18 protein-coding genes are annotated in these 26,548 nt (G+C 70.5%); 1 reads left to right on the forward strand and 17 read right to left on the reverse strand.

The features are described from left to right. Window positions 1–89: 89 nt before the first annotated feature. From AAC944_RS13425 to AAC944_RS13500, 16 genes are all read right to left on the reverse strand, one after another. Window positions 90–893 (reverse strand): TIGR03936 family radical SAM-associated protein, encoded by an 804-nt coding sequence (locus AAC944_RS13425; RefSeq protein WP_030614749.1) that lies wholly within the window; start codon window positions 891–893, stop codon window positions 90–92. Between the two features lie 128 nt (window positions 894–1,021). Next, entirely contained in the window at window positions 1,022–1,771 is a 750-nt protein-coding gene (locus tag AAC944_RS13430; protein WP_051871755.1) for a hypothetical protein, read from the reverse strand. A gap of 21 nt (window positions 1,772–1,792) precedes the next feature. After that, the gene (locus AAC944_RS13435) at window positions 1,793–2,356 is read right to left on the reverse strand and encodes a GNAT family N-acetyltransferase (RefSeq protein ID WP_030614752.1); all 564 of its coding nucleotides are present in this window, start codon (window positions 2,354–2,356) and stop codon (window positions 1,793–1,795) included. Window positions 2,357–2,462: 106 nt separating this feature from the next. After that, window positions 2,463–4,388, reverse strand: a complete 1,926-nt coding sequence (locus AAC944_RS13440; protein ID WP_030614755.1) for a TIGR03960 family B12-binding radical SAM protein — start codon at window positions 4,386–4,388, stop codon at window positions 2,463–2,465. Window positions 4,389–4,428: 40 nt separating this feature from the next. After that, entirely contained in the window at window positions 4,429–6,042 is a 1,614-nt protein-coding gene (locus AAC944_RS13445) for a CYTH and CHAD domain-containing protein (RefSeq protein ID WP_051871757.1), read from the reverse strand. A 236-nt stretch (window positions 6,043–6,278) separates the two neighbouring features. After that, on the reverse strand, window positions 6,279–9,662 hold the full coding sequence (locus AAC944_RS13450; RefSeq protein ID WP_030614760.1) for a pyruvate carboxylase: 3,384 nt from the start codon (window positions 9,660–9,662) through the stop codon (window positions 6,279–6,281). 243 nt (window positions 9,663–9,905) lie between these two features. Then, window positions 9,906–11,102 carry a rod shape-determining protein RodA gene (rodA, locus tag AAC944_RS13455; protein WP_030614763.1) on the reverse strand — a complete coding sequence of 399 codons (1,197 nt, stop codon included), beginning with the start codon at window positions 11,100–11,102 and terminating at the stop codon, window positions 9,906–9,908. Beyond that, complete coding sequence (mrdA, locus tag AAC944_RS13460; protein WP_030614766.1) at window positions 11,099–13,240, reverse strand: penicillin-binding protein 2; 2,142 nt, start codon at window positions 13,238–13,240, stop codon at window positions 11,099–11,101. Before mrdA ends, rodA begins: the two co-directional genes overlap by 4 nt. Window positions 13,241–13,280: 40 nt before the next feature. After that, window positions 13,281–13,982 carry a rod shape-determining protein MreD gene (mreD, locus tag AAC944_RS13465; RefSeq protein WP_030614768.1) on the reverse strand — a complete coding sequence of 234 codons (702 nt, stop codon included), beginning with the start codon at window positions 13,980–13,982 and terminating at the stop codon, window positions 13,281–13,283. A 5-nt stretch (window positions 13,983–13,987) separates the two neighbouring features. Beyond that, entirely contained in the window at window positions 13,988–14,926 is a 939-nt protein-coding gene (gene mreC, locus AAC944_RS13470) for a rod shape-determining protein MreC (RefSeq protein WP_030614771.1), read from the reverse strand. 297 nt (window positions 14,927–15,223) lie between these two features. Beyond that, window positions 15,224–16,243 (reverse strand): rod shape-determining protein, encoded by a 1,020-nt coding sequence (locus AAC944_RS13475; RefSeq protein ID WP_030614774.1) that lies wholly within the window; start codon window positions 16,241–16,243, stop codon window positions 15,224–15,226. 293 nt (window positions 16,244–16,536) lie between these two features. After that, the gene (ndk, locus tag AAC944_RS13480) at window positions 16,537–16,950 is read right to left on the reverse strand and encodes a nucleoside-diphosphate kinase (protein ID WP_030614777.1); all 414 of its coding nucleotides are present in this window, start codon (window positions 16,948–16,950) and stop codon (window positions 16,537–16,539) included. A 294-nt stretch (window positions 16,951–17,244) separates the two neighbouring features. Then, window positions 17,245–17,619 (reverse strand): DUF4233 domain-containing protein, encoded by a 375-nt coding sequence (locus AAC944_RS13485; RefSeq protein ID WP_030614779.1) that lies wholly within the window; start codon window positions 17,617–17,619, stop codon window positions 17,245–17,247. A 1-nt stretch (window position 17,620) separates the two neighbouring features. Further along, a complete protein-coding gene (gene folC, locus AAC944_RS13490) occupies window positions 17,621–19,153 on the reverse strand; it encodes a bifunctional tetrahydrofolate synthase/dihydrofolate synthase (protein WP_030614783.1) in 1,533 nt (510 codons plus the stop codon). 416 nt (window positions 19,154–19,569) lie between these two features. Continuing rightward, window positions 19,570–21,018 carry a peptidoglycan D,D-transpeptidase FtsI family protein gene (locus AAC944_RS13495; RefSeq protein ID WP_030614786.1) on the reverse strand — a complete coding sequence of 483 codons (1,449 nt, stop codon included), beginning with the start codon at window positions 21,016–21,018 and terminating at the stop codon, window positions 19,570–19,572. Between the two features lie 252 nt (window positions 21,019–21,270). After that, on the reverse strand, window positions 21,271–23,931 hold the full coding sequence (locus AAC944_RS13500; protein ID WP_030614789.1) for a valine--tRNA ligase: 2,661 nt from the start codon (window positions 23,929–23,931) through the stop codon (window positions 21,271–21,273). Window positions 23,932–24,071: 140 nt separating this feature from the next. On the opposite strand from AAC944_RS13500, the gene AAC944_RS13505 reads away from it, so the two are divergent. Next, the gene (locus tag AAC944_RS13505; protein ID WP_030614792.1) at window positions 24,072–25,034 is read left to right on the forward strand and encodes a hypothetical protein; all 963 of its coding nucleotides are present in this window, start codon (window positions 24,072–24,074) and stop codon (window positions 25,032–25,034) included. A gap of 89 nt (window positions 25,035–25,123) precedes the next feature. On the opposite strand, the gene clpX is transcribed toward AAC944_RS13505, so the two are convergent. Beyond that, window positions 25,124–26,413 carry an ATP-dependent Clp protease ATP-binding subunit ClpX gene (clpX, locus tag AAC944_RS13510; RefSeq protein WP_030614795.1) on the reverse strand — a complete coding sequence of 430 codons (1,290 nt, stop codon included), beginning with the start codon at window positions 26,411–26,413 and terminating at the stop codon, window positions 25,124–25,126. Window positions 26,414–26,548: the final 135 nt, after the last annotated feature.

A 26,548-nucleotide genomic window follows, 5' to 3' on the forward strand; every position in this document is an offset into this window, starting at 1 on the left:
GTGTCCGGGACCGGCGAAAGTCTCCTGGTCAGTTCGTTCGCCGGACCGGGGTGGCTCCCTGGCTGATCGGCGACGCGACGACGGCGGTCCTACGCTGCGCCGTCCGCCGCTCCACCGCCTGCGGGCGGCGCCTGCGTCGCGGCGGTCAGCCCGGCGGCCGTGGGTGGGGCGGCCGTGGCTGCTGCGTCGCGGTCGGGCGCGAGCGGGTCGGTCACCGCGCCGGTCTCCTCATCGAGCAGCCCCTGCGCCAGCCTGGTCACCGCTGCGGGGACCGGCGGCGCCAGGTCGGCCGTAGCTCGGAGGCCGGACAGGACGTCGTCGGGTCGTACGGCAGGTGTCAGATGCCGAACAACCAGCCGCAGTATCGCACAGGCACCAGCGCCCGGCCTATCGGCCTCGCACGCCGTGGCCCGCAGATCCGCGACCGCCGCACGTGCGTCGAAGGTGCGGATGCCCTTCTTCGTCTGGCGCTCGACCGGCACTTCCTCCGCCGCGAGGAACGCCTCGACCGCGCGCTCGGCGTCCGCGACGGACACGCCGTCCAGGCGCAGCTCCCACACGGAGGCCTGCAGCCGGTCGGCGAGCCCGGAGGTGTGCGCCTCGACGGCGTCGATCACGTCGAGGCCGTCCGGCAGCGACTCGTCCAGCAGCGCGCGCAGCACCGCCGGGTCACGCCGCTCGGTGAGCGCGATCTCCAGGTACTCGCCCTCGCTGCCGGTGCCCGTCGGCGCGGCGTTCGCGTACGACACCTTGGGGTGCGGGGTGAAGCCCGCCGAATACGCCATGGGCACCTCGGCACGGCGCAGCGCCCGCTCGAAAGCGCGCTGGAAGTCACGGTGGCTGGTGAACCGGAGGCGGCCGCGCTTGGTGTAGCGCAGTCGGATGCGCTGCACCGCCGGTGCGGGCGGCGGGCCTTCGGGCTGTCGCTTGCCCAGTGTCGTCAGTCCTTCGTGAGTGCGGTCGTACTGCTACCTAGAGTACGTGCCTGCCGGGCCGCCGGTTCCCGCCGGGGTGCGCCCCGTCACCCGAAGAGCGCGCGCCGCACCTCACGGGCGGCGGTGCGCGCCGCGGACAGCGCGGCCCTCACCGGCCGCCGGAGGACCGCCCGGATCGCATGCCCCACAGGGGTGAGGATCCAGCGGTACATCCAGCGCAGCGGCGCGACGACCAGCCACCGCCACAGGGCGGCGATGCCCCGGCCGACGGCCCGGGAAACGTACCCGGCGATCCGCCAGGCCCACGCGACCGCCGCGCCGACCGCCCGCAGGACCGGCCACAGCAGGTACTCCCACACGGCCGTGGCCGGGACGACGAGCAGGTAGTGCGCGAGCCGGCCGAGCGCGTGCCCGATCGGCGTGAGGATCCACCGGTAGCACCAGCGGAGCGGGACCACGAAGAGGTAGTACGCCAGCCAGGCCAGCCCGCGGCCGGTCGGCGTCAGGATCCAGCGATGGATCCACATCGCCGGGACCACGATCAGGTACCGGATCAGGAAGGTCAGCGGGACCACGATCAGGTAGTTGACCAGCCAGGTGAGGGCACGCCCGACGGGAGCGAGGAGCCACCGGTACACCCAGCGCCCGACCGGCGCGAGGACGTGGCGGCATGTCCAGCACAGCGCGTCCCAGAGGAGCCGCAGCGGCACGACGACGATCAGTACCGGAATCTTGATCAGCTGGGCGAGGCAGCAGCCGCCGCCCGGCTCCGGCTTCTTGGTCCCGTGCTGCTGACCGTGACTGTGGCCGTAGCTGTGGCTCTGGCTGTACGCCATGCGCTGATTCCCCCGGTACCGCTATGTTCGGTCGATCACGTGCTCCGCCCGCGTCGGCACCCAGTACCGCAGCTTTCCGCCGCGCTCGTCCTCGAAGATCCCGCCGCAGGCCTCGATGACCTTACGCGACGCGGTGTTGGTGGTGTCACACGTGATCAGCGCGGACCGGATGCCCAATCCGTGGGCCGCCGGCAGGGCGGCGCGCAGCATCGCGGTGGCGTGACCGCGGCGGCGCGCCGTGGGGCGGACGTAGTAGCCGATGTGACCGCCGAGCTCCAGCAGGAAGTCGTCCAGCTCGTGGCGCAGGCCGAGGCGGCCCAGGAAGGTGTCGCCGTCGACGTACCAGAGGGTGGTGCAGGGGACGAGGCCCAGCGGACGCGCGACCTCGTCGCGGGTCATCGACCGGAGCCAGTCGGTGTAGCGGGAGAAGCCGGCCGGGTCCTCCCACTCGCCGGTGAAGCGCCGTATCTCCCGGCCGACCCCCGTGTCGTCATCGGGCCCGCCCTGCCCCTCCGCCCGGAGCTCCGCCATCGCCTCCAGGAACGACGCCTGGACGCGGATCGTGGGTGCGATGAGCTGTGGCATCGCATCAGTGTGCGGCGACACCCGTCGGCCCGGCCACCGCATTACGGAGACCGGGCCGAAGGGGCGTACCGCTCAGGTCACTTCACGACGGACCACTTCACGAGGATCACTTCACGACGGACAGGGGGAGCAGCTTCTTCCCCGTGGGGCCGATCTGGATCTCGGTGTCCATCTGCGGGCACACCCCGCAGTCGAAGCACGGGGTCCAGCGGCAGTCCTCGACCTCGGTCTCGTCGAGGGCGTCCTGCCAGTCCTCCCAGAGCCAGTCCTTGTCCAGGCCGGAGTCCAGGTGGTCCCAGGGGAGGACCTCTTCGTAGGTCCGCTCGCGGGTGGTGTACCAGGCGACGTCCACGCCGTAGTCCGGGAGGGTCTTCTCCGCGGCCTGCATCCAGCGGTCGTAGGAGAAGTGCTCGCGCCAGCCGTCGAAGCGGCCGCCGTCCTCGTAGACCGCGCGGATCACGGCGCCGACGCGGCGGTCACCGCGCGAGAGCAGGCCCTCGACGATGCCGGGCTTGCCGTCGTGGTAGCGGAAGCCGATCGAGCGGCCGTACTTCTTGTCGCCGCGGATCTTGTCGCGGAGCTTTTCGAGACGGGCGTCCGTCTCCTCCGCGGAGAGCTGCGGCGCCCACTGGAACGGGGTGTGCGGCTTGGGCACGAAACCGCCGATGGAGACCGTGCAGCGGATGTCGTTCTGGCCGGAGACCTCGCGGCCCTTGGCGATGACGTTGACCGCCATGTCGCCGATCTGCAGCACGTCCTCGTCGGTCTCGGTCGGCAGGCCGCACATGAAGTACAGCTTCACCTGCCGCCAGCCGTTGCCGTAGGCCGTGGCGACCGTACGGATCAGGTCCTCCTCCGAGACCATCTTGTTGATGACCTTGCGGATGCGCTCGCTGCCGCCCTCGGGCGCGAACGTCAGACCCGAGCGGCGGCCGTTACGGGTCAGCTCGTTGGCCAGGTCGATGTTGAAGGCGTCGACCCGGGTGGAGGGGAGGGACAAGCCGATCTTGTCCTCCTCGTACCGGTCGGCGAGGCCCTTCGCGATGTCGCCGATCTCGGTGTGGTCCGCGGAGGACAGCGACAGCAGGCCGACCTCCTCGAATCCCGTGGCCTTCAGGCCCTTGTCCACCATGTCGCCGATGCCGGTGATGCTTCGCTCCCGCACGGGGCGCGTGATCATGCCGGCCTGGCAGAAACGGCAGCCGCGGGTGCAGCCACGGAAGATCTCGACCGACATCCGCTCATGGACGGTCTCGGCCAGGGGGACGAGCGGCTGCTTGGGGTAGGGCCACTCGTCGAGGTCCATGACGGTGTGCTTGGACACGCGCCACGGGACGCCGGAGCGGTTCGGCACGACGCGGCTGATGCGGCCGTCGGCGAGGTACTCCACGTCGTAGAACTTGGGGACGTAGACGCTGCCGGTCTTCGCCAGGCGGAACAGCAGCTCGTCGCGGTCGCCGGGGCGGCCCTCGTTCTTCCACGCCCGGATGATCTCGGTGATCTCCAGGACGGCCTGCTCGCCGTCGCCGACCACCGCGCAGTCCAGGAAGTCCGCGATCGGCTCGGGATTGAAGGCGGCGTGGCCGCCCGCGAGGATCAGCGGGTGGTCCTCCGTACGGTCCTTGGCGTACATGGGGATGTTCGCCAGGTCCAGCGCGGTGAGCAGGTTGGTGTAGCCCAGCTCGGTGGAGAAGGAGACGCCGAGCACGTCGAAGGCGCCGACGGGGCGGTGCGCGTCGACCGTGAACTGCGGCACGCCGTGCTCGCGCATCAGCGCTTCGAGGTCGGGCCAGACGCTGTAGGTGCGCTCGGCGAGCACGCCGTCGCGCTCGTTCAGGACCTCGTACAGGATCTGGACGCCCTGGTTGGGCAGTCCGACCTCGTACGCGTCGGGGTACATGAGCGCCCAGCGCACGTCGCACGCGTCCCAGTCCTTGACGGTGGAGTTGAGCTCTCCACCGACGTACTGGATGGGCTTCTGGACGTGCGGGAGAAGCGCTTCCAGGCGCGGGAAGACCGTCTCGACAGGCATCGCGGCGACTTTCGTGAGCTGGAAAGGGTGACCCTCAAGACTAACGCGCTCCCCCGGCCCTCCCCGAATCCGCTGTACCGCCGCCCTGCGGCCCCCGGCGCAGTGCCGGGGGCGGGATCGTGGCCCACAGGGCGGGGAGGTCGCGTTCGCGGATGGCGGCGCGGGCTTCCTCGCGGCCGTACAGCACGCCGTACGCGAAGGCGTTCTCGCCGGCGGCGTGGCCCTGGGCCGCCAGCTCGCGCAGTGCCTCGCGCGCCACCACCCCGTCCTGATGATCACCGAGCAGCTCCTGCAGCTCCGTCATCCGCTTGACCAGCTCCCTCGCCGGCCGCCCCAGCTCAGGCCGGGCCGCTTCCGCCGCGTACCGGGTGCGCTTGGCGGCCTTGCGGGCCTCGTGCAGTGCCAGGTCCCGGTCCGGCCCCGGGGGCGTGGCGAGTGCTGTCTCCACGTGCCCGGCCAGCCGCCGGAAGTCCCGCTCGACCGCCTTGGGCAGCACCTCCGCCGCGGGGCGCCGCGCGGCGCGGGCCCGGGGCGGGTCGGCGAGCAGGGTGTCCAGGGAGTCCAGGAGGGCGAGGTAGCGGGTGCCGTCGAGGACGGCGAGCAGGTGCTTGCGTGACCCCTTGCGGTGCGCCTGGCTCCAGGTGCGCAGCCGGGTGCGTACGGGGCCGGGGCGCAGCTCCTTGGGCAGCGCGGCCAGCGCCTCCTGGATGCGCGCGGCGAGCACCTCGGAGTCCCGTCCGACGCCCAGCTCCGCCGCGAGCCACTTCAGCTCGGTGCCCACGGGGTCGGTGGCGGACCGGTCCAGGACGGTGGCGTACGAGCGCAGGGCGCTGCGCAGGCGGCGGGTGGCCACCCGCATCTGGTGGACCGAGTCGGGCAGGTCACGGCGGACGGCGGGGTCCAGCTCGACCAGCGCCGTGACCTGGCGGGCGAGGTACCGCAGGACGGTCCGCTCGGCGGTGGGCGGCCCGGCAGCCACGGGCCCGGCGCCCGCGGGCCCGGCGGTGCCGTCCTCGGGGGCCGCCGTCCTCCGTTCGCCCTTCGGTGCCGTCTCGCGGAGCGCCCGGGCCGCCTTGGAGGCCGCGGACGCGGGGCGCAGTCCGGCGCGCAGCAGCCGGGCCTCGACCGCGTCCAGGAGCGCCACGTCCCCGCCGGGGGTCAGCTCGACCTCGATCTCGGCCCACTCGGCGGTCCGGCCGGGCCCGGCCGGGCGGTCGGCGCGTACCTGGTCGACGGCCACCTCGGCGAGGACCGTGCCGTCGGCGCCGAGCAGCTGCCGCACCTCGCGCCGGGTGCCGATGCGTACGAGGGGCACCAGCTCGGCGTCGCGGACGCGGGAGCGGAGCAGGCCGCGCAGGGCGCGGGGGACGGTGTCGGAGAGCGGGGCGCGGATCTCGTCGCGTACGTGCGCGGCGACCGGCAGCTTCAGGTGCCAGCCCGCGTCGTCCCCGCCGGTGCGGCGGCGCAGGGTGATGCCGTCGCGGGCCAGCCGCCGGCTGCCGGTGTCGTAGTAGGTGGCGTCCAGGGTGACCGCGCCGCGCTCCGCGACGGTCGCGATCCGGTCCGCTCCGGTGAGGTCGGGGAGGCCGCCCGAGGGCAGCCCCGCACCGTCGGCCTCGTACTTCCGCTCGATTTCGCGCACGGTGTCCGCCATGGGGTGAACGTACTGTCCTGTCCCGCTTCTGGGGAGCCCTCGGGCGGCCGGTGTGCGCATGCAGTGGCCCGGTACGCGGCGCCCGGGGAAAACCGGGACGCCGCGCACCGGACGCCGCACGCACCGCACTGGAGGCGCCGCGCGCACCGCACTGGAGGCGCCGCGCGCACTGCGCTAGAGGGACCGCACGCACCGCACCAGAAGCACTGCGCGCACTGCGCCAGGAGGCGCCGCGCTCACTCCACCACGATGAGCAGGTCACCGCCCTCGACCTGGGCAACCGGCGAGATGGCGATGCGGCTGACGGTGCCGCCCGTGGGCGCGGTGATCGCCGCCTCCATCTTCATCGCCTCGATGGTGCCGATGGTGGCGCCCGCCTCGACCTGCTGCCCCTCCTCGACGGCGAGGGTGACCACGCCGGCGAACGGCGCCGGCAGATGGCCGGGGTTGTTCTTGTCGGCCTTCTCGGCGGCGGGCACCTCGCTGGCGACCGCCCGGTCGCGGACCTGGATGGGCCGCAGCTGGCCGTTGAGGATGCACATCACGGTCCGCATGCCGCGCTCGTCGGCCTCGGAGATCGCCTCCAGGCCGATGAGCAGCTGGACGCCGGGGGCGAGCCGGACGACGTGTTCCTCGCCGTGGTGCAGCCCGTAGAAAAACAGGTCGCTGGAGAGCGGGGAGGTGTCGCCGTAGCGCTCGCGATGGGTCGTGAAGTCCTTGGCCGGGCCGGGGAAGAGCAGTTCGTTCAGGACGGCCTGGCGCTCGGCGGACGAGGCCGAGAGGCGCTTGGACTCGTCGGCGGTCAGCTCGGTGATGCCGGGGGCCTCGGCGCGGCCTTCGAGGGCGCGGCTGCGCAGCGGCTCGGGCCAGCCGCCGGCCGGTTCGCCCAACTCGCCGCGGAGGAAGCCGATGACGGAGCCGGGGATGTCGAAGCGGGCGGGGTCGGCGGCGAACTCGTCGGTGGAGACCCCGGCTCCGACCAGGGCCAGCGCGAGGTCGCCGACGACCTTGGAGCTGGGCGTGACCTTGACCAGGCGGCCGAGCAGCCGGTCGGCGCCCGCGTACGCCTTCTCGATCTCCTCGAAGCGGTCGCCGAGGCCGAGCGCGATGGCCTGCTGGCGGAGGTTGGAGAGCTGGCCGCCCGGGATCTCGTGCTCGTAGACCCGGCCGGTGGGCGCCGGGAGGCCGGCCTCGAAGGGCGCGTAGACCTTGCGTACGGCCTCCCAGTACGGCTCCAGGGCGCAGACCGCGCCGAGGTCGATGCCGGTGTCGCGCTCGGTGTGCGCGGTGGCGGCGACGATCGCGGAGAGGGCGGGCTGGCTGGTGGTGCCGGCCAGGGCTGCGGAGGCGCCGTCGACGGCGTCGGCGCCGGCCTCCCAGCCGGCGAGGTAGGTGGCGAGCTGGCCGCCGGGGGTGTCGTGGGTGTGGATGTGGACGGGCAGGTCGAAGTTCTGGCGCAGCGCCGTGACCAGCTTCTTCGCGGCGGGGGCGCGGAGCAGGCCGGCCATGTCCTTGATGGCGAGTACGTGGGCGCCGGCGTCGGCCATCTGCTCGGCGAGGCGGAGGTAGTAGTCGAGGGTGTAGAGCTTCTCGCCGGGGTCCGTGAGGTCGCCGGTGTAGCTCATGGCGACCTCGGCGAGCGCGGTGCCGGTCTCGCGTACGGCGTCGATCGCGGGGCGCATCTGGTCGACGTTGTTGAGCGCGTCGAAGATCCGGAAGATGTCGATGCCGGTGTCCGCGGCCTCCTGCACGAAGGCGCGGGTGACCTGCTCGGGATAGGGCGTGTAGCCGACGGTGTTGCGGCCGCGCAGCAGCATCTGGAGACAGATGTTGGGGACGGCCTCGCGCAGCGCCGCCAGCCGCTCCCACGGGTCCTCGTACAGGAAGCGCAGCGCCACGTCGTACGTCGCGCCGCCCCACGCTTCGAGGGACAGCAGCTCGGGGGTGGTGCGCGCGACGTGGCCCGCGACCTCCAGCAGGTCCTTCGTGCGGACGCGGGTGGCCAGCAGGGACTGGTGGGCGTCGCGGAAGGTGGTGTCGGTGACGCCGAGCGCGGGCCGGGCGCGCAGGTCGGCGGCGAAGCCCTCGGGGCCGAGCTGCCGCAGCCGCTGCCGGGAGCCGTCGGGCACGGGCGCCGAGGTGTCGATCGCGGGCAGCTTCTCGTGCGGCGCGATGCTGAGGGGGCGTTCGCCGTGCGGCTTGTTGACCGTGACGTCGGCGAGGTATTCGAGGATGCGGGTGCCGCGGTCCTTCGAGCCGCGCTGGGTCAGCAGTTCGGGGCGCTGCTCGATGAAGGACGTGGTGACCTTACCGGCGCGGAAGTCCGGGGTGTCCAGTACCGCCTGCAGGAACGGGATGTTGGTGGCGACACCGCGGATACGGAACTCGGTGACCGCGCGCCGGGCGCGCCCCACCGCGGTCGCGAAGTCCCGTCCCCGGCAGGTCAGCTTGACCAGCATCGAGTCGAAGTGCGCGCCCACCTCGGCGCCGAGGTTGGTGCCGCCGTCCAGCCGGACGCCCGCGCCGCCCGGGGAACGGTAGGCGGTGATCCGGCCGGTGTCGGGCCGGAAGCCGTTGGCGGGGTCCTCGGTGGTGATGCGGCACTGGAGGGCCGAGCCGCGCAGCACGATCTTTTCCTGGCTCAGGCCCAGGTCGGCCAGGGACTCCCCCGCGGCGATCCGCATCTGGGACTGTACGAGGTCGACGTCCGTCACCTCTTCGGTGACGGTGTGCTCGACCTGGATGCGCGGGTTCATCTCGATGAAGACGTGGTTGCCGCGCGCGTCGACGAGGAATTCGACCGTACCGGCGCAGGTGTAGCCGATCTGCCGGGCGAAGGCGACGGCGTCGGCGCAGATCCGTTCGCGCAGTTCGGGGGCGAGGTTGGGGGCCGGGGCCAGTTCGATGACCTTCTGGTGGCGGCGCTGCAGACTGCAGTCCCGCTCGTAGAGGTGGATCACGTCGCCGTGGGTGTCGGCGAGGATCTGCACCTCGATGTGGCGCGGGTCGACGACGGCCTGCTCCAAAAAGACGGTCGGGTCGCCGAACGCGGACTCGGCCTCGCGGGCCGCCGCCTCGACGGCCTCGCGCAGCTGGGTGCGCTCGGTGACCCGGCGCATGCCGCGCCCGCCGCCGCCCGCGACGGCCTTCACGAAGACCGGGAACTCCATGTCCTCGGCCGCCGCCACCAGTTCCTCGACGTCCGAGGAGGGCGCGGAGGAGGCGAGGACGGGCAGCCCGGCGGCCTTGGCGGCGGCGATGGCGCGCGCCTTGTTGCCGGTCAGCTCCAATACCTCGGTGGCGGGGCCGACGAAGGTGATGCCGTGCTCGGCGCAGGCGGCGGCCAGGTCGGGGTTCTCGGAGAGGAAGCCGTAGCCCGGGTAGACGGCGTCGGCGCCGGCCTGCCGCGCGGCACGGATGATCTCGTCGACGGAGAGGTACGCGCGGACGGGATGGCCGGCCTCGCCGATCTGGTAGGCCTCGTCCGCCTTCAGACGGTGAGGGGAGTTGCGATCCTCGTGGGGGAACACCGCGACGGTCTGCGCGCCCAGCTCATAGGCGGCGCGGAAGGCACGGATGGCGATTTCGCCTCGGTTGGCGACCAGGACCTTCGAGAACATGGGAGCTGACTTCTCCTGACGGGGCGGCATGCGGGGCGCCTGCGTACGGATACGGAACTCTGTCTCGGAATGTGGACTGCTGTCTCGCTCAAGCTGTTCCGCGACAGCATGCCGCCCGGGAGACGCCACCGCCACGTAAGACCTGTCACAGTCCGTGTCCGCGTGAACCGGGTAGACGTACCGGAACGCCCGTGGTCCGGCCCCCGGGGCGGGGAACCGGACCACGGCTGCGTCGGGGGCGGGTCAGGCGGACACGGGCCGCTGCACCTTGATCGACTGAAGGAGTCCTATGGCGATCCACACCGCGAACATCGACGTACCGCCGTAGGAGACGAACGGCAGCGGCAGGCCGGTGACCGGCATGATCCCCAGCGTCATCCCGATGTTCTCGAAGGACTGGAAGGCGAACCAGGCGATGATGCCGGCCGCGACGACGGTGCTGTAGAGCTCGGAGGACTCCCGGGCGATCCGGCAGGCGCGCCACAGCACCACGCCCAGCAGGAAGATGATCAGGCCGGCGCCGAGGAAGCCCAGCTCCTCACCGGCGACCGTGAAGATGAAGTCCGTCTGCTGCTCCGGCACGAACTGACCGGTGGTCTGGCTGCCCTGGAACAGTCCCGAGCCGAAGAGGCCGCCGGAACCGATGGCGATGCGCGCCTGATTGGTGTTGTAGCCGACGCCCGCCGGGTCCAGGCTCGGATTGGCGAACGCCGCGAACCGGGCGATCTGGTAGTCGTCGAGCAGATGCAGCTGCCAGACGCTCAGGCAGCCCACCACGCCCAGCGTCAGCAGGCCGATGATCCAGCGGTTGGACGCGCCGGAGGCGAGCAGCACCGCGAGCACGATCGTGCCGAGCACCATGACCGAGCCGAGGTCCGGCATCAGCATGATGACCGCTATCGGGACGAGCGCGATGCCGAGCGCCTGGAGGACGGCGCGGTGGCCGGGGTGTTCCCGGTCCCCCGCGTCGACCCTGGCGGCCAGCACCATCGCCATGCCCAGCGTGATGGTGATCTTGGCGAACTCGGCGGGCTGCAGGGAGAGGCCGCCGGGGATGGCCAGCCAGGACCGCGAGCCGTTGATGGTCGCGCCGAGCGGGGTGAGCACCAGCGCGGACAGCAGCAGCGCCACGCCGTACAGGATGGGCACGGCGCCGCGCAGGGTGCGGTGGCCGAGCCACACCGTGCCCGCCGCGAGCGCCAGGCCGATGCCGGTGTTGAGCAGGTGCTTCAGGACGTACGAGTACTGGTCGCCGTGGTTCAGCTCGATGCGGTTGCGGGTGGCCGAGAAGACCAGCACCGCGCCGATGAGCGAGAGGGCCAGGCACGAGAAGAGCAGTATCCAGTCCAGCCGCCAGACCACGGAGTCCCGGGCGGTGAGCTTGCTCCACACCCCGCGGTCGGGGGCGTACCGCCGGATGGCGTACTGGCTGCTGGTCACTGGACCGCCTCTTCCGGCTTCTTCTCGTCGTTGACGATGGGCTTGGTCAGCCGTCCGGCCTCGATGTTGCCGTCCTTGTCGATCTTGGGGAGGTCGGCCTGCGGCTTCGGCAGCAGGGCCTTGCCCTTGTGGATCTTGCCCTTGGCGTCCACGCCGTACAGCGCGTCGTAGATCTTGCGCACGGCCGGACCCGAGGCGCCGGAGCCCGTACCACCCTGGGAGATCGTCATGACGATCGTGAAGTCCTTGGTGTACGTGGCGAACCACGACGTCGTCTGCTTGCCGTAGACCTCGGCGGTACCGGTCTTGGCGTGCATCGGGATCTGCTTCTGCGGCCAGTTCTGGAACCGCCAGGCGGCGGTACCGCGCGTGGCCACGCCCTCCAGCGCCTTGTCGATCTGCTGCAGCGTCTTGGGCGAGTCGGGCAGCTTGCCGTGCGCCTGCGGCTTGATGTCCCGGACCTTCTTCCCATCGGCGCTGATGATCGCCTTGCCGATGGTCGGGTCGTACATCGTGCCGCCGTTGGCGATGGCCGCGTAGATCGTGGCCATCTGGATCGGCGTCACGAGGGTGTCGCCCTGGCCGATCGAGTAGTTGACCGAGTCACCGGCACGCATCTTCATGCCTTCGAGACAGCTCTCGTAGGCGATGCGCTCGGTGTAGCTGCCGTCCTTCTTGCCGGTCTTGCACCAGGAGTCCTTGTTGGCCTTCCAGAAGTCCTTCTTCCACTGGCGGTCCGGAACCCGGCCCTTGACCTCGTTGGGCAGGTCGATGCCGGTCTCCTTGCCGAGACCGAAGTCATGGGCGGTCTTGTAGAACCAGTCGGCGGGGTCCTTCTTCGGCTTGTTGCCCCCGTCCTTCACCCACTGCTTGTACGCCAGGTCGTAGAAGACGGTGTCGCAGGAGACCTCCAGCGCCCGGCCGAGGGTGATCGCACCGTGGCTCTCGGACTCGAAGTTCTTGAAGACCTGCCCGCCGACGTTGTACGAGCTGGAGCAGTTGTACCGGCCGTTGAACGGATAGCCGGCGTTGACCGCCGCCGAGGACGAGATGACCTTGAAGATCGAGCCCGGGGCCGCCTGGCCCTGGATCGCCCGGTTCAGCAGCGGGTAGTTGGACTTCTTGCCGGTGAGCTTCGCGTAGTCCTTCGCGGAGATGCCGCCGACCCAGGAGTTCGGGTCGTAGTCCGGCTGGGAGGCCATCGAGACCACCCGGCCGGTCTTGTTCTCCATCACGACCACCGCACCGGCGTCGGCCTTGTAGTTCGTGCCGGTGTTGCGGTCGTGCTGCTTGCGGGCCTCCACCATCGCCTGGTGGAGCTCCTTCTCGGCGACGGCCTGCACCCGTGCGTCTATCGACGTCACGACGTTGTCCCCGGGCCGGGCCGGATCGCTCTTGGCCTTGCCCATGACCCGGCCGAGGTTGTCGACCTGGTAGCGGGTGACGCCGGCCTTGCCGCGCAGCGCGCTGTCGTACGTCCGCTCCAGGCCCGAGCGGCCGACCATGTCCGAGCGCAGGAACGGAGAGTTCGTGTGCTCGGCCTTCTGGATCTCCTCGTCGGTGACCGGCGAGAGGTAGCCCAGCACCTGCGAGGTCTGCGCCTTGGCGGGGGCCGGGTAGCGGCGTACGGCGGTGGGCTCGGCGGAGATGCCGGGGAAGTCCTCGGAGCTCTCACGGATCTTCAGGGCCTGCTGGGTGGTGGCCTCGTCCGTGATCGGGATGGGCTGGAAGGGCGAGCCGTTCCAGCAGGGCTGCGGCGTCTTGGCGTCACACAGCCGGACCTTGTTCTTGACGTCCGTGTACGACATGCCCAGTACGTTCGCCAGGCGGGTCAGTACGGCCTTGCCCTCGTCGTCCATCTTCATCAGCGCGGTACGGCTGGCGGAGACGACGAGGCGGGTCTCGTTGTCGGCGAGCGGCACGCCGCGGGCGTCGAGGATCGAGCCGCGCACGGCCGGGTCGACGACCTGCTGGACGTGGTTGCCGCTGGCCTCGGCGGCGTACTCGTCGCCGTTGCGGATCTGGAGGTACCAGAGCCGGCCGCCGAGCGTGAGCAGCAGCGAGAAGACCAGTATCTGGATGGCGACGAGACGGACGGTGACGCGCGAGGTCCGGCCGGTCTCCGGGATGTTACTCACGTGCGCCGCCCCCTTGTCCGGGCCTGGAACGGTGTCTGGCTCACAGGCGCTTGACCCCCTTGACACGTACCGGCTTGCGGCCGCCGAGCAGGCCGCCGCGCTGGCTGCCGATCCGCGGCGTCCGGCCGCCCCGCCCGGGACGGCTCATGCGCAGCCCGCTGCCGGTGGACAGCCAGCCGTACGCGGCCTCGCCGGGCACCGGTCCGGACTGGGTGCCGCCCGAACTCTCCCCGGCCATCGGCTTCTCGGATCGGCGGGCCAGCGCCATCACCAGCGGGACGCTGAACGGAGCGAGCACGAGGTCGTAGACGGTGGCGGTGAGCAGCAGCAGGGGGATGCCGACGGTGTTGCCCGCGTTGTCACCGGCCAGCGAGCCGACCCCGGCGTAGAGCAGGGTGGAGCCGATGGCCGCGCAGACCACGACGATGAGCGGCATCGAGGCGGAGCGGTGCTGGCTCTTGTCGGGCCTGGTGAGCCCGGCGACGTAGCCGATGACGCACAGCACGAGCGCGTAGCGGCCGATCGCGTGGTCGGAGGGGGGTGCCAGGTCGGCGAGGAGCCCCGCGCCGAAGCCGATGAAGGCCCCGGCGACATGGCCGTAGACCATGGACAGGCCGAGGACGACCAGCAGGACCAGGTCCGGTACGGCGCCGGGGAGATGGAGCCGGGCGAGCACACCCACCTGGACGACGAGGGCCACGGCCACGAGGACGGTGGAGAGGAGGATCCGGTTGATGCGCATCGGGCTCAGCTCCTGGTGGCGCCGCTCGGGGTGGGCTTGGGCTTGGCGGTCACGGTGACCGTCGGAGTGGGCTTGGGTTTCGCGGGCTTGGGCGGCAGGACCGTGTCCCGGGGGTTCTCGCGCGGCGGCTGGACCACGACGCCGACCACGTCCAGGCGGGAGAAGCCGGCGAACGGCTTGACCTGCACGGTGCGGGTGAGGTCGCCGTTGGCGCTGCCGACGTGGGTGATGGTGCCGACCGGCACGCCCGGCACGAACGGCTTGCCCTGGCTGGAGCCGAAGGTGACCATCCGGTCGCCCTTCTTCACGTTCGCCTTGCCGTTGAGGAGCTGGACGCGCAGCGGCCCGCCGCCCTGTCCGTTGGCGAAGCCGATCTCGTTGGTCTTCTCCATGCGGGTGCCGACGGTGAAGTCCGGATCGATGGCGAGCAGGACCGTCGCGGTGTTCGGACCGACGGTGGTGACCCGGCCGACCAGCCCGTCACCGTTCAGTACGGTCATGTCACGGGCGATGCCGTCCTTGGAGCCGGCGTCCACGGTGACGGTCCAGGAGAAGCCCTGCGCGGCTCCTATGGCGATGACCTGGGCGCCCTTGATGCCGTACTGGCCGGCGCCGGCGGTCTTGAGCATCTTGTCCAGCTCTGCGGCGCGTACCCGGTCCCGGTCGGAGGAGCCGAGCTTGGCCTTCAGGGCGGCGTTCTCGCGTTCCAGCTCGGCGATGCGGCTGTGCCGGCCGTCGGAATCGCGTACCGCGTCGACGGCGTTGCCGACCGGGTCCACGACCGAGGCGACACCGGTCTCGACCGGCCCGAAAGCGGAGGCCGCGACCTGCCGGGCACCCTGCAGCGGGGACTGCTCGCCGCCGCGGATGTCCACCGTGATCAGTGCGAACGCGATCGCGACCAGCAGCACCAGCAGGAGCCGGCTCTCTCGTGTGTCCCTCACGTGCGGCGGCCGTGTCCTTCCTCGTAGGACCGGCCGGCTGCGGGCCCGCGCCGGTCTCGCTGGGGATCTGGGGTGTGCCTTGACTTGAGTTGTGCGCGGGACCGCCGCGAGAGGGCGGTACCGAAGGTGCCTGTACTGCCGGTACTGCTGTGGAAGCGGGAGGCGGAGGGGGTGAAGTGGAAGGTGTGGAGTGGGGGGGTGTGAAGTGGGGGGTGCTACGGGAGTGTGTGCTGTCTGTATATCAGCGATCTGCCGTACGGGCTGGCAGGCGGCCGTACGGCAGATCGCCGATCATGCTCATCTGCGCGGCTGCGAGTCGAGGACCTGCTGCAGGGCCTCGAACTCCTCCACGCACTTGCCGGAACCGAGCGCGACGGAGTCCAGCGGGTCCTCGGCGATGTGGATCGGCATGCCGGTCTCGCGGCGGAGCCGCTCGTCGAGGCCGCGGAGCAGGGCGCCGCCGCCGGTGAGCACGATCCCGCGGTCCATGACGTCGCCGGAGAGCTCCGGCGGGCACTTGTCGAGGGTCGTCTTCACGGCGTCGACGATGGAGTTGACCGGCTCCTCGATGGCCTTGCGGACCTCGGCAGCGGAGATGACCACGGTCTTGGGCAGGCCCGAGACCAGGTCGCGGCCGCGGATCTCGGTGTGCTCGTCCTGGTCGAGGTCGTACGCCGAACCGATCGTGATCTTGATGCTCTCGGCGGTCCGCTCACGGAGGAGGAGGCTGTACTCCTTCTTGATGTGCTGGATGATCGCGTTGTCCAGCTCGTCGCCGGCCACCCGGATCGACTGGGCCGTGACGATTCCGCCGAGCGAGATGACCGCGACCTCGGTCGTACCGCCGCCGATGTCCACCACCATGTTGCCGGTGGCCTCGTGAACCGGCAGCCCCGAGCCGATGGCCGCGGCCATCGGCTCCTCGATGATGTGCACCTGACGGGCACCGGCCTGGGTGGACGCCTCGATGACGGCACGGCGCTCGACTCCGGTGATACCGGACGGCACACAGACGACGACCCGCGGCCGGGCGAGGTACCGGCGCTTGTGGATCTTGAGGATGAAGTAGCGGAGCATCCGCTCGGTGATCTCGAAGTCGGCGATCACGCCGTCCTTGAGCGGACGGACGGCCACGATGTTGCCAGGGGTCCGGCCGATCATCTTCTTGGCCTCGGCGCCCACGGCGAGGATCCCGCCGGTGTTGGTGTTGATGGCCACGACCGACGGTTCGTTCAGAACGATCCCTCGACCCCTGACGTACACCAGCGTGTTGGCGGTGCCGAGGTCGACAGCCATGTCACGGCCGATGAACGACATGTTGTTCCCCATGAGGATACGTCTGGCCTTCCCAACTGGAGCGAATGCTTACTGGAGGTCGGCAGGAGGTGATGCGCTGACGCGCGGAAGCCTTCATGGTAGTCCGGGAAGGCCCGTCCGCTCGAACGCGGTGCGGGGTTCCTCCGCCATTGTCAGCGGAACACGTACCCGCCCCCCTTAATGGTGACGTCGTGTCGGGGTGATGCGTTCCCCCGTTGGCCGTACATATGCCGAAGGGCGACCGAATTTCTTCGGTCGCCCCAGGTGGCAGCGGGTATACGCCTGACGGGGCGTCAGGAGAGGCCGGGGAAGAAAATCTTGATCTCGCGATCCGCCGACTCCTCGGAATCGGACGCGTGAATGAGGTTTTCCCGGGTGATTGTCCCGAAGTCGCCCCGAATGGACCCGCTCGGCGCCTTGATCGGGTCGGTAGGACCAGCCAACTGGCGTACGCCCTCAATCACCCGCTCGCCCTCCACGACGAGCGAGACGACCGGGCCGGAGGACATGAAGGCCACCAGCGGCTCGTAGAAATCCCGGCCGACGTGCTCGGCGTAGTGCTGCTCCAGGACCGCGCGGTCGAGGGTACGCAGCTCCAGCGCGCTGATCGTCCAGCCGGCCTTGCGCTCGATGCGGCCCAGGATCTCGCCGACCAGGCCTCGCCTGACGGCATCCGGCTTGAGAAGGACGAGGGTGCGCTGGCTCATCGGTGGGGCTCCTTGCAGTACAGACGGTTACGGGTGTGCCGAGGAGGCTACATGGGCCCCGCGCCCCACCGGAGCCCAGGCCCCACAAGGGCGGAACCGGGGTCGAGGTGCGGCGGCGGGCCTGGCTCGGGGCACGGCGGCGGGCCCGGGCCGGACTCCGGGCCCTGCGCCCTTCGTCGGGCCGGGCACCGGCCCCGGCAGAGAGCCGGGTCCGGCACCGGTTTCGGGGGACCGGACACCGGCTTCGCCGGGCCGGGCGCGCGAACCTTCAGGCGGGACCCTCAGGCGGGACCTTCAGGCGGGGTCCGGCTCCGCGGAGGCCGTCGGGCCCGACTCGGCCGCCTGGGCCGCCCAGCGGGCCTTCGCCTCGTCGATCTTGCGGCCGAAGTGGACCGAAGCCCACCACAGCGCGGCGAAGACCGCGCCGAGGAAGTACATCGTCGGCACGATCACGCCGCTGGCGATCAGCGCGATCTGCAGCACCCAGCCGAGCGCCACCCCGCCGGGGCGGGAGATCATGCCGCACAGCACCAGCGACAGCAGCATCGCGATGCCGCTGACCGTCCAGACCGTCACCGTGGACAGGTCAGAGGTCTGCATCGCGACCAGCGCCGCGAAACCGATCACGAAGAACTCGCCGATCAGCGTGCTCGCACACAAGGTGCGCATGTCAGTTCCTTCCCAGGAGCAGCCGGGCCTCGCCGACCGTGATCACGGAGCCGGTGACCAGCACCCCGGCGCCGCTGTACTCGCCCTCTTCCTCGGCCAGCGTGATGGCCGCCTCCAGGGCGTCGTCGAGCCGCGGCTCGACCTGCACGCGCTCCGCCCCGAACACCTCGACGGCGAGGGCGGCCAGCTCGTCCGGGTCCATCGAACGCGGCGTGGAGTTCCGCGTCACCACGACCTCGGCGAAGATCGGCTCGAAGGCCTCCAGCAGCCCGCGTACGTCCTTGTCCCCACTCGCGCCGACCACACCCACAAGACGGCTGAAACCGAACGCCTCGGTCACCGCTTCGGCGGTCGCCAGGGCACCCGCGGGATTGTGCGCCGCGTCCAGCACCACCGTGGGGCTCCGGCGTACGACCTCCATGCGGCCGGGCGAGGACACCGAGGCGAACGCGGAACGGATCGTGTCGATGTCCAGCGTGCGGGCGTGCTCCGTACCGATCCCGAAGAACGCCTCCACCGCGGCGAGCGCCACGGCCGCGTTGTGCGCCTGGTGCGCGCCGTACAGCGGCAGGAAGATGTCGGTGTACTCGCCGCCCAGACCGCGCAGCGTCAGCAGCTGCCCGCCGACCGCCTGCTCGCGGGCGAGCACACCGAACTCCATGCCCTCGCGGGCGACCGTGGCGTCCACCTCGACCGCGTGCTTCAGCATCACCGAGGCCGCCTCGACGGGCTGCTGCGCGAGCACGACCGTGGCGTCCTTCTTGATGATCCCGGACTTCTCCCCCGCGATCGCCTCCGGCGTGTCACCGAGCCGGTCGGTGTGGTCGAGCGAAATGGGCGTCACGACGGCGACGTCACCGTCGATCACATTCGTGGCGTCCCACTTGCCCCCCATCCCGACCTCGACGACCGCGATGTCCACCGGCGCGTCCGCGAACGCCGCGTACGCCATCCCGGTCATCACCTCGAAGAAGGACAGCCGGTAGTCCTCCCGCTCGTCCACCATCTCCACGTACGGCTTGATGTCCTCGTACGTCTCGATGAACTTCTCGGCGGAGATCGGCGCGCCGTCCAGGCTGATCCGCTCGGTGATCGACTGGACGTGCGGGCTGGTGTAGCGGCCGGTACGCAGGTCGAAGGCGGCCAGCAGGGCCTCGATCATGCGGGCCGTGCTGGTCTTGCCGTTGGTGCCGGTGATGTGGATCGAGCGGTACGAGCGCTGCGGCTCCCCCAGGATGTCCATCAGCGCCGCGATGCGCCGCACCGACGGGTCGAGCTTGGTCTCGCCCCAGCGCGTCGCCAGCTCGGTCTCCACCGCACGCAGCGCGCGGTCCACCTCGGGGTCCTCGGGACGCGCCGGCACGTCACTCGTCGGCGGCCCGGCCTGGGCCCGCAGCGTGCGGCTGCCGGCCTCGATCACCGCGAGATCGGGGTCGCGGTCGGTCTCGGCGCCGACCATCTCCTCGAAGGCGTCGGAGACCTCGTCCGGGTCCGGGATCGGGTCGGGGTCGTCATTCTGGGGCTGCTCGCTCACAGCTCCAGTCTAGGAGAGTGCCCGCCATTCCCTCACAGGGCGTACGATTACACTATGCGATTGACCAGGGGACCTTTTCACGTTCCGTAATCGTTGCCGAGGTAGGGAGGAGGCGGCGAACGGCGATTCGCACACTTCGATCCGGTCTCGCTCCGGTCTTCGGTGCGACCCGCAACCCGACCCGTGGCACACCGCCCGACCCGTGGCACACCCTGGCCGTCGCCGGGCCGCTGGGCCGCACCGTCGCCGACGCCACGCTTTCCCGTGACTGGCGGGACTCACCTTCAGCGGCGAGTCCCGCCAGTCCCAGGAAAGCGACGGGGCCGCCGCCTACGCGCCGGGGTATCAGGGGCCCCCATCGCCCCTAGCGGCACGACTGCCCGCACCCTAGCGGCACGACTGCCCGCAGCTGAGGGTCATTTCAGAGCCGCCTTCATCATCGCCTTGGCGACCGGGCCCGCCAGGCCGCCGCCGGAGATTTCGTTGCGGGCCGCGTCGCTGTCCTCGACGACCGAGGCCACGGCGACCTGGTGGCCTTCGGCGTCCTCGGCGTAGGAGACGAACCAGGCGTACGGCATGCCGCTGTTGTCCACGCCGTGCTGGGCGGTGCCGGTCTTGCCGCCGACGGTGAGGCCGTCGATCTTCGCGCCGGAGCCGGTGCCCTTCTCGACGACGGTCTGCATGGCCGACCGGAGCTGTTCGGCGTTCTCCTTGGACATGGCGGTGCCGTAGGTCTTGGGTGCGTTCTCCTGGACGGTGTTGCCGTCGCCGTCGGTGATCTTGTCGACCTCGTACGGGGTCTTCAGTTCGCCGCCGTTGGCGATGGCCGAGACGACCATGGCCATCTGCAGCGGGGTGGCCTGGTCGTCGAACTGGCCGATGCCCGACAGGGCGGTCTGGGCGGAGTCCATGCCGGAGGGGTAGCTGCTCTTGGCGGCGCGGACCGGCACGTCGATCTTGGCGTCGTTGAAGCCGAACTTCTCCGCCTGCTCCTTGACCTTCTTCTCGCCCAGGTCGGCGGCGAGCTTGCCGAAGACGTTGTTGCAGGAGTACTGCAGGGCGGTGCGGAGGGTGGCGTCCTCACAGGGCGCGGCGGGGTTCTCGTTGGTGAGGTCGGTGCGGGTGTTCGGCAGCCGGTACGGGTTGGGGCTGTCGGTGCGCTCGTCCACGGAGGAGTAGAGGCCGTTCTCCAGTGCGGCGGCCGCGACGACCAGCTTGAAGGTGGAGCCGGGCGGATAGGTCTGGCGCAGCGCGCGGTTGAGATGCGGCTGTGCGTCGTCGCCGGTCATCTCGGCCCAGGCCTTCTGGTCGGCGGTGGACTGGCCGGCGAACTTCCCCGGGTCGTAGGAGGGGGTGGAGACCATGCCGAGGATCCGGCCGGTGGCCGGGTCGAGGGCGACCGCGGCCCCCGTCTTGTTGCCGAGCGCCTCGTACCCGGCCTTCTGGACCTTGGAGTCGAAGGTCGTCGCCACGTCGCCGCCCTTGGCCCGTTCACGGGAGACCAGGTCGACGGGGGACTGCAGGCGGGTGTCGGAGCCGTCCAGTACGTCGCCGTAGAGGGCTTCCAGCTGGGTGGAGCCGTAGATCTGTGAGGTGTAGCCGGTGAGCGGCGCGTACAGCGGGCCGTCGGTGTAGGTCCGCTTGTAGGCGAGGGTTCCGCCGGTCTTGGTGGAGCCGGTCACCGGGCGGCCGTCGACGAGGATGTTGCCCAGCGGGCGGGAGTACTTCTGAATGCTGACCCGCGGATTGTGCTCGTCGTCCGCGAGGGAGTCCGCCTTCGCGCCCTGTATCCAGGTGGCCCAGCCCATGAGGGCGAGGACGAGGGCGATGCAGAAGACGGAGACGCGTCGCAGGGGTTTGTTCATGGCCCCCAGCGTCACTCCGCTCGATGAGAGCGGGATGAGAAAACGATACGCGTATGTCGACAATCGCTACGTTATGCGGCGGGCCCGCGCGGGGCATGCGCAAGACCATGCGCCGGGCATGCACAAGGCCACGCGCCGGGCATGCACAAGGCCACGCGCCGGGCATGCACAAGGCCACGCGCCGGGCGTGCGCGAGGCCCCCGCACCCGGGGGTTTCCTGGGTGCGGGGGCCTCGGCGGCGGTGCCGGTGCGTTACGCCTTCGGCAGGCGCTCCAGCTGGGCGGTGATGCGGACGATGTCGGCCTCGGCGGCCTCCAGCCGGGTCCGGATCTTGTCGACGACCTTCTCCGGCGCCTTGGCGAGGAACGCTTCGTTGCCGAGCTTGGCGGTGGTCTGTGCCTTCTCCTTCTCGGCGGCGGCGAGGTCCTTGGCCAGGCGCTTGCGCTCGGCCTCGATGTCGATCGCGCCGGAGAGGTCCAGCGCGACGGTCGCGCCGGCCACCGGCAGGGAGGCGGTGGCGGTGAAGTCGTCACCGGCGGGCTGCAGGCGGAGCAGGGAGCGCATCGCGGCCTCGTGCGCGGCGAGTGCCGTGCCCGCGAGGTCGAGCTGGGCCGGGACCCGCTGGCCGGGCTGGAGGCCCTGGTCGGAGCGGAAGCGGCGGACCTCGGTGACGACCTGCTGGACCGTCTCGATCTCCTTCTCCGCCGCCGGGTCGCGGAAGCCGCCCGGGGCGTCAGCCCCGGAAACAAGCACAGTGGCGGGCCAGTCGGCGATGACGACGGACTCCTTGCCCGTGAGCGTGGTCCACAGCGCCTCGGTGACGAAGGGCATGATCGGGTGCAGCAGCCGCAGCATGACGTCCAGCACCTCACCGAGGACGCGCGCCGAGACCTTGGCGCCCTCGCCGCCCGCCATGAAGGTGGTCTTGGACAGCTCGACGTACCAGTCGAAGACCTCGTCCCACGCGAAGTGGTAGAGGGCGTCGGAGAGCTTGGCGAACTGGTAGTCCTCGTAGTACGCGTCGACGTCGGCGACGGTGGCGTTGAGCCGGGAGAGGATCCAGCGGTCGGTGGCCGACATCTCGGACGGGTCCGGGAGCGGGCCCTCGACCGTCGCGCCGTTCATCAGCGCGAAGCGGGTGGCGTTCCAGATCTTGTTGGCGAAGTTCCGGGACGCCTGGACCCAGTCCTCGCCGATCGGCACGTCGACGCCCGGGTTCGCGCCGCGCGCCAGGGTGAAGCGCAGGGCGTCGGAGCCGTACTTGTCCATCCAGTCGAGCGGGTTGACGACGTTGCCGAAGGACTTCGACATCTTCTTGCCGTTCTCGTCCCGGACCATGCCGTGGAACGCGATCGTGCGGAAGGGCACGTCGTCCATGGCGTACAGGCCGAACATCATCATCCGGGCGACCCAGAAGAACATCAGGTCGTAGCCGGTGACCAGGACGGAGTTCGGGTAGAACTTCTCCAGCGACTCGGTCTTGTCCGGCCAGCCGAGCGTGGAGAACGGCCACAGGCCGGAGGAGAACCAGGTGTCGAGGACGTCGGTGTCCTGGTGCCAGCCCTCGCCGGTGGGCGCCTCGTCGTCCGGGCCGACGCAGACCATCTGTCCGTCGGGGCCGTGCCAGACGGGGATGCGGTGGCCCCACCACAGCTGGCGGGAGATGCACCAGTCGTTGAGGTTGTCGACCCAGTCGAAGTAGCGCTGGGTCATGTCGGCCGGGTGGATGGTGACGCGGCCGTCGCGGACCGCGTCACCGGCGGCCTTGGCGAGCGTCTCGACCTTGACCCACCACTGCATCGACAGCCGCGGCTCCAGCGTGGTCTTGCAGCGGGAGCAGTGTCCGACGGAGTGGACGTACGGGCGCTTCTCGGCGACGATCCGGCCCTCGGCGCGCAGCGCGGCGACGATCGCGGAACGGGCCTCGAAGCGGTCCAGGCCCTCGAAGGGGCCGGAGGTGATGATGACGCCGCGCTCGTCCATGACCTGGATGGTCTCCAGGTCGTGGCGCTGCCCGATGGCGAAGTCGTTCGGGTCGTGGGCGGGGGTCACCTTGACGGCGCCGGTGCCGAACTCCGGGTCGACGTGGGTGTCCGCGACGACGGGGATGGTGCGGTCGGTCAGCGGCAGCTTGATCTGCTTGCCGATGAGGTGCGCGTACCGCTCGTCGTCGGGGTGGACGGCGACTGCGGTGTCGCCGAGCATCGTCTCGGCGCGGGTGGTGGCGACGACGATGGTGTCCTCGCCCTCGCCGTACTTCATGGAGACGAGCTCGCCGTCGTCGTCCTGGTAGTCGACCTCGATGTCGGAGATGGCCGTCAGGCAGCGCGGGCACCAGTTGATGATGCGCTCGGCGCGGTAGATCAGGCCGTCGTCGTACATCTTCTTGAAGACGGTCTGGACGGCCTTGGACAGGCCTTCGTCCATGGTGAAGCGGTCACGGGACCAGGCCAGGCCCTCGCCGAGGCGGCGCATCTGCCCGGCGATCTGCCCGCCGGACTCGGCCTTCCAGTCCCAGACCCGCTCGACGAACGCCTCGCGGCCCAGGTCGTGGCGGGACTTGCCTTCCTTGGCGAGCTCCCGCTCGACGACGTTCTGGGTGGCGATGCCGGCGTGGTCCATGCCCGGCTGCCACAGCGCCTCGTACCCCTGCATCCGCTTGCGGCGGGTGAGGGCGTCGATCAGCGTGTGCTCGAAGGCGTGGCCCAGGTGGAGGGAGCCGGTGACGTTCGGCGGGGGGATGACGATCGTGTACGGGGGCTTCTCGCTCTTGGCGTCCGCCTCGAAGTAACCGCGCTCTACCCAGCGCTCGTACAGCGGCCCCTCTACGTCGGCCGGCGCGTACTGGGTCGGCAGTTCGGTGGGGCTGCTGTTCGGCCCGGAGGTGGGGCTCTGCTGAGGTGTCTCGGTCACGACGCTCAGTGTACGGGCGCGCATGTAGCAGTCTCGAATCGGTTTGGGCCCCGGGGCACCGGTGGTGGCCGGTGTCGTACAGGATGTGAGCAACGCATAAAGCTCTCTGTTGTTCTGTTGTCACGAGGGGAAACCGCTCCATGAGTTACAACCAGCCGCCGCCCGGCCCGTACGGGCAGCCCCAGCAGCCGGGGCCGTACGGGCAGCCGCCGCAGCCCCAGGGCCCGCAGCCGGGCTACGGCTACCCGCAGCAGGGCGGTCCGGTGCCCCCGCAGCAGGGTTACGGGGGCCAGCCCCAGGCGCCGTACGGCCAGCCGCAGGCCCCTCAGCAGCAGCCTTACGGTCAGCCGCAGGCGCCGTACGGTCAGCCCCAGGCGCCGTACGGGCAGCAGCAGCCCGGCCAGTTCCCGCAGCAGTTCCCCTACGGCCAGCAGCAGCCGCAGTACGGCCAGGTCCCGCCGGCCGCCGGCGGTGGCGGCGGCGGCAAGGGCAAGAAGATCGCCCTGATCGTCGGCGCGGTCGTGGTCGTGGGTGCGATCGCGGGCGGTGCCATCGCGGTGTTCGGCGGGGGCGGCGGCCTGGAGGACGACGGCCCGCACAAGCTCACGACGCCGGGCACGGCGGCCGGGTACAAGCTGGTGCCGGGTTCGGGCCGGACCTCCGCGGGCAAGGACGGCATGTCCAAGAACCTGCCGATGAAGGACCCGACGTCGGTGCAGGGCGTCTACTCGCCCGGCACCAACCCCAAGGAGGGCCTGGTGCTGCAGGGCTCCTACGGGACGATGACCGACCCCGGCACGGCGCTGGACGCCTTCTTCCTCTACATGCAGAAGCAGGCCACGAAGGACGGCAGCGACGCCGAGCTGGTCGGCACGCCCGAGGAGTTCACCCCCGAGGGCGGCGACGGCGCGCTGGTGAAGTGCCAGACGGCGAAGGCCAAGGAGCCGGAGCCGGGCGAGGTCTCCGAGGTGCCGATCTGCGCCTGGGCCGACTACAGCACCTTCGGCGTCGTCATGCCGGGCGAGACGAACTCCGCGCGGACCCTGGAGTCCGCCGCCGATCTGCTCGGCAAGGTCCGCAAGGATGTCCGCGTCAAGAAGTGACCCCGCTGGTCACACTCCCGGAGCGGTGACACGAGAAGGGGCTCCCGGCCGGTGCCGGGAGCCCCTTCTCGTCTGCCGTGGGGTGCGGGCTACGCGCTCTTCTCGTGGTGCTCGCCCGACTCGCCGCCGCGGTTGCGCGGGACCAGCGTGGGGTTCACGTTCGACTGGACGACTTCCTCGGTGATGACGACGCGGGCCACGTCCTTGCGGGACGGCACCTCGTACATCACCGACTGGAGTACTTCCTCCATGATGGCGCGCAGGCCGCGCGCGCCCGTGCCGCGCAGGATCGCCTGGTCGGCGATGGCCTCCAGGGCCGGTCGGTCGAAGTCGAGCTCCACCCCGTCCAGTTCGAAGAGGCGCTGGTACTGCTTCACGAGCGCGTTCTTGGGCTCCATCAGGATCTGGAGGAGCGCCTCGCGGTCGAGGTTGTGCACCGAGGTGATCACGGGGAGCCGGCCGATGAACTCGGGGATCATCCCGAACTTCACCAGGTCCTCCGGCATGACCTCCTGGAACTGGTCCTTGGACTCGATCTCGCGCTTGGAGCGGATCGTCGCGCCGAAGCCGATGCCCTTGGCGCCGGCCCGGGACTCGATGATCTTCTCCAGGCCGGCGAACGCGCCGCCCACGATGAACAGCACGTTCGTCGTGTCGATCTGGATGAATTCCTGGTGCGGGTGTTTGCGGCCGCCCTGCGGCGGCACGGAGGCGGTGGTGCCCTCCAGGATCTTCAGCAGGGCCTGCTGGACGCCCTCGCCGGAGACATCGCGGGTGATCGAGGGGTTCTCGCTCTTGCGGGCGACCTTGTCGATCTCGTCGATGTAGATGATGCCCGTCTCGGCCTTCTTGACGTCGTAGTCGGCGGCCTGGATGAGCTTGAGGAGGATGTTCTCCACGTCCTCGCCGACGTACCCCGCCTCCGTCAGCGCCGTCGCGTCGGCGATGGCGAACGGGACGTTCAGCATCCGGGCGAGCGTCTGCGCGAGCAGCGTCTTGCCGGAGCCCGTCGGGCCGAGCAGCAGAATGTTGGACTTGGACAGCTCGATGCCCTCGTCGTTGCCGCGCGCGCCGCCGTTCTCGCCCGCCTGCACCCGCTTGTAATGGTTGTAGACGGCTACCGAGAGCGCCTTCTTCGCGGCCTCCTGGCCTACGACGTAGCCCTCCAGGAACTCGTAGATCTCCCGGGGCTTGGGCAACTCCTCCCAGCGCACCTCGGAGGTCTCGGCGAGCTCCTCCTCGATGATTTCGTTGCAGAGGTCGATGCACTCGTCGCAGATGTACACACCAGGACCCGCGATGAGCTTCTTCACCTGCTTCTGGCTCTTCCCGCAGAACGAGCACTTGAGCAGGTCGCCGCCGTCACCGATGCGTGCCACGAGGTGCTTCCCCTTCGCCTGGGATCCGCATTGCTCCTACGGACCCGGGTGCTTGCCTAATCGACGGTACCTTGCCGGGCCCCCGCTGCGGGCCCCCCTTGAACCGACTCGGCCGACTCGGTCCAAGGGGGAGCC

This window comes from Streptomyces sclerotialus (assembly GCF_040907265.1).
Lineage (GTDB): Bacteria > Actinomycetota > Actinomycetes > Streptomycetales > Streptomycetaceae > Streptomyces > Streptomyces sclerotialus.

Bases quoted from the DNA above. Each gene is read 5' to 3' on its own strand.
- ndk (WP_030614777.1), bottom strand. From the start codon at position 16,950: ATGAGCCAGCGCACCCTCGTCCTTCTCAAGCCGGATGCCGTCAGGCGA.
- AAC944_RS13430 (WP_051871755.1), bottom strand. From the start codon at position 1,771: ATGGCGTACAGCCAGAGCCACAGCTACGGCCACAGTCACGGTCAGCAG.
- mreD (WP_030614768.1), bottom strand. From the start codon at position 13,982: ATGCGCATCAACCGGATCCTCCTCTCCACCGTCCTCGTGGCCGTGGCC.
- AAC944_RS13485 (WP_030614779.1), bottom strand. From the start codon at position 17,619: ATGCGCACCTTGTGTGCGAGCACGCTGATCGGCGAGTTCTTCGTGATC.
- AAC944_RS13440 (WP_030614755.1), bottom strand. From the start codon at position 4,388: ATGCCTGTCGAGACGGTCTTCCCGCGCCTGGAAGCGCTTCTCCCGCAC.
- AAC944_RS13505 (WP_030614792.1), top strand. From the start codon at position 24,072: ATGAGTTACAACCAGCCGCCGCCCGGCCCGTACGGGCAGCCCCAGCAG.
- AAC944_RS13495 (WP_030614786.1), bottom strand. From the start codon at position 21,018: ATGAACAAACCCCTGCGACGCGTCTCCGTCTTCTGCATCGCCCTCGTC.
- AAC944_RS13435 (WP_030614752.1), bottom strand. From the start codon at position 2,356: ATGCCACAGCTCATCGCACCCACGATCCGCGTCCAGGCGTCGTTCCTG.
- AAC944_RS13450 (WP_030614760.1), bottom strand. From the start codon at position 9,662: ATGTTCTCGAAGGTCCTGGTCGCCAACCGAGGCGAAATCGCCATCCGT.
- AAC944_RS13475 (WP_030614774.1), bottom strand. From the start codon at position 16,243: ATGTCGTTCATCGGCCGTGACATGGCTGTCGACCTCGGCACCGCCAAC.
- AAC944_RS13445 (WP_051871757.1), bottom strand. From the start codon at position 6,042: ATGGCGGACACCGTGCGCGAAATCGAGCGGAAGTACGAGGCCGACGGT.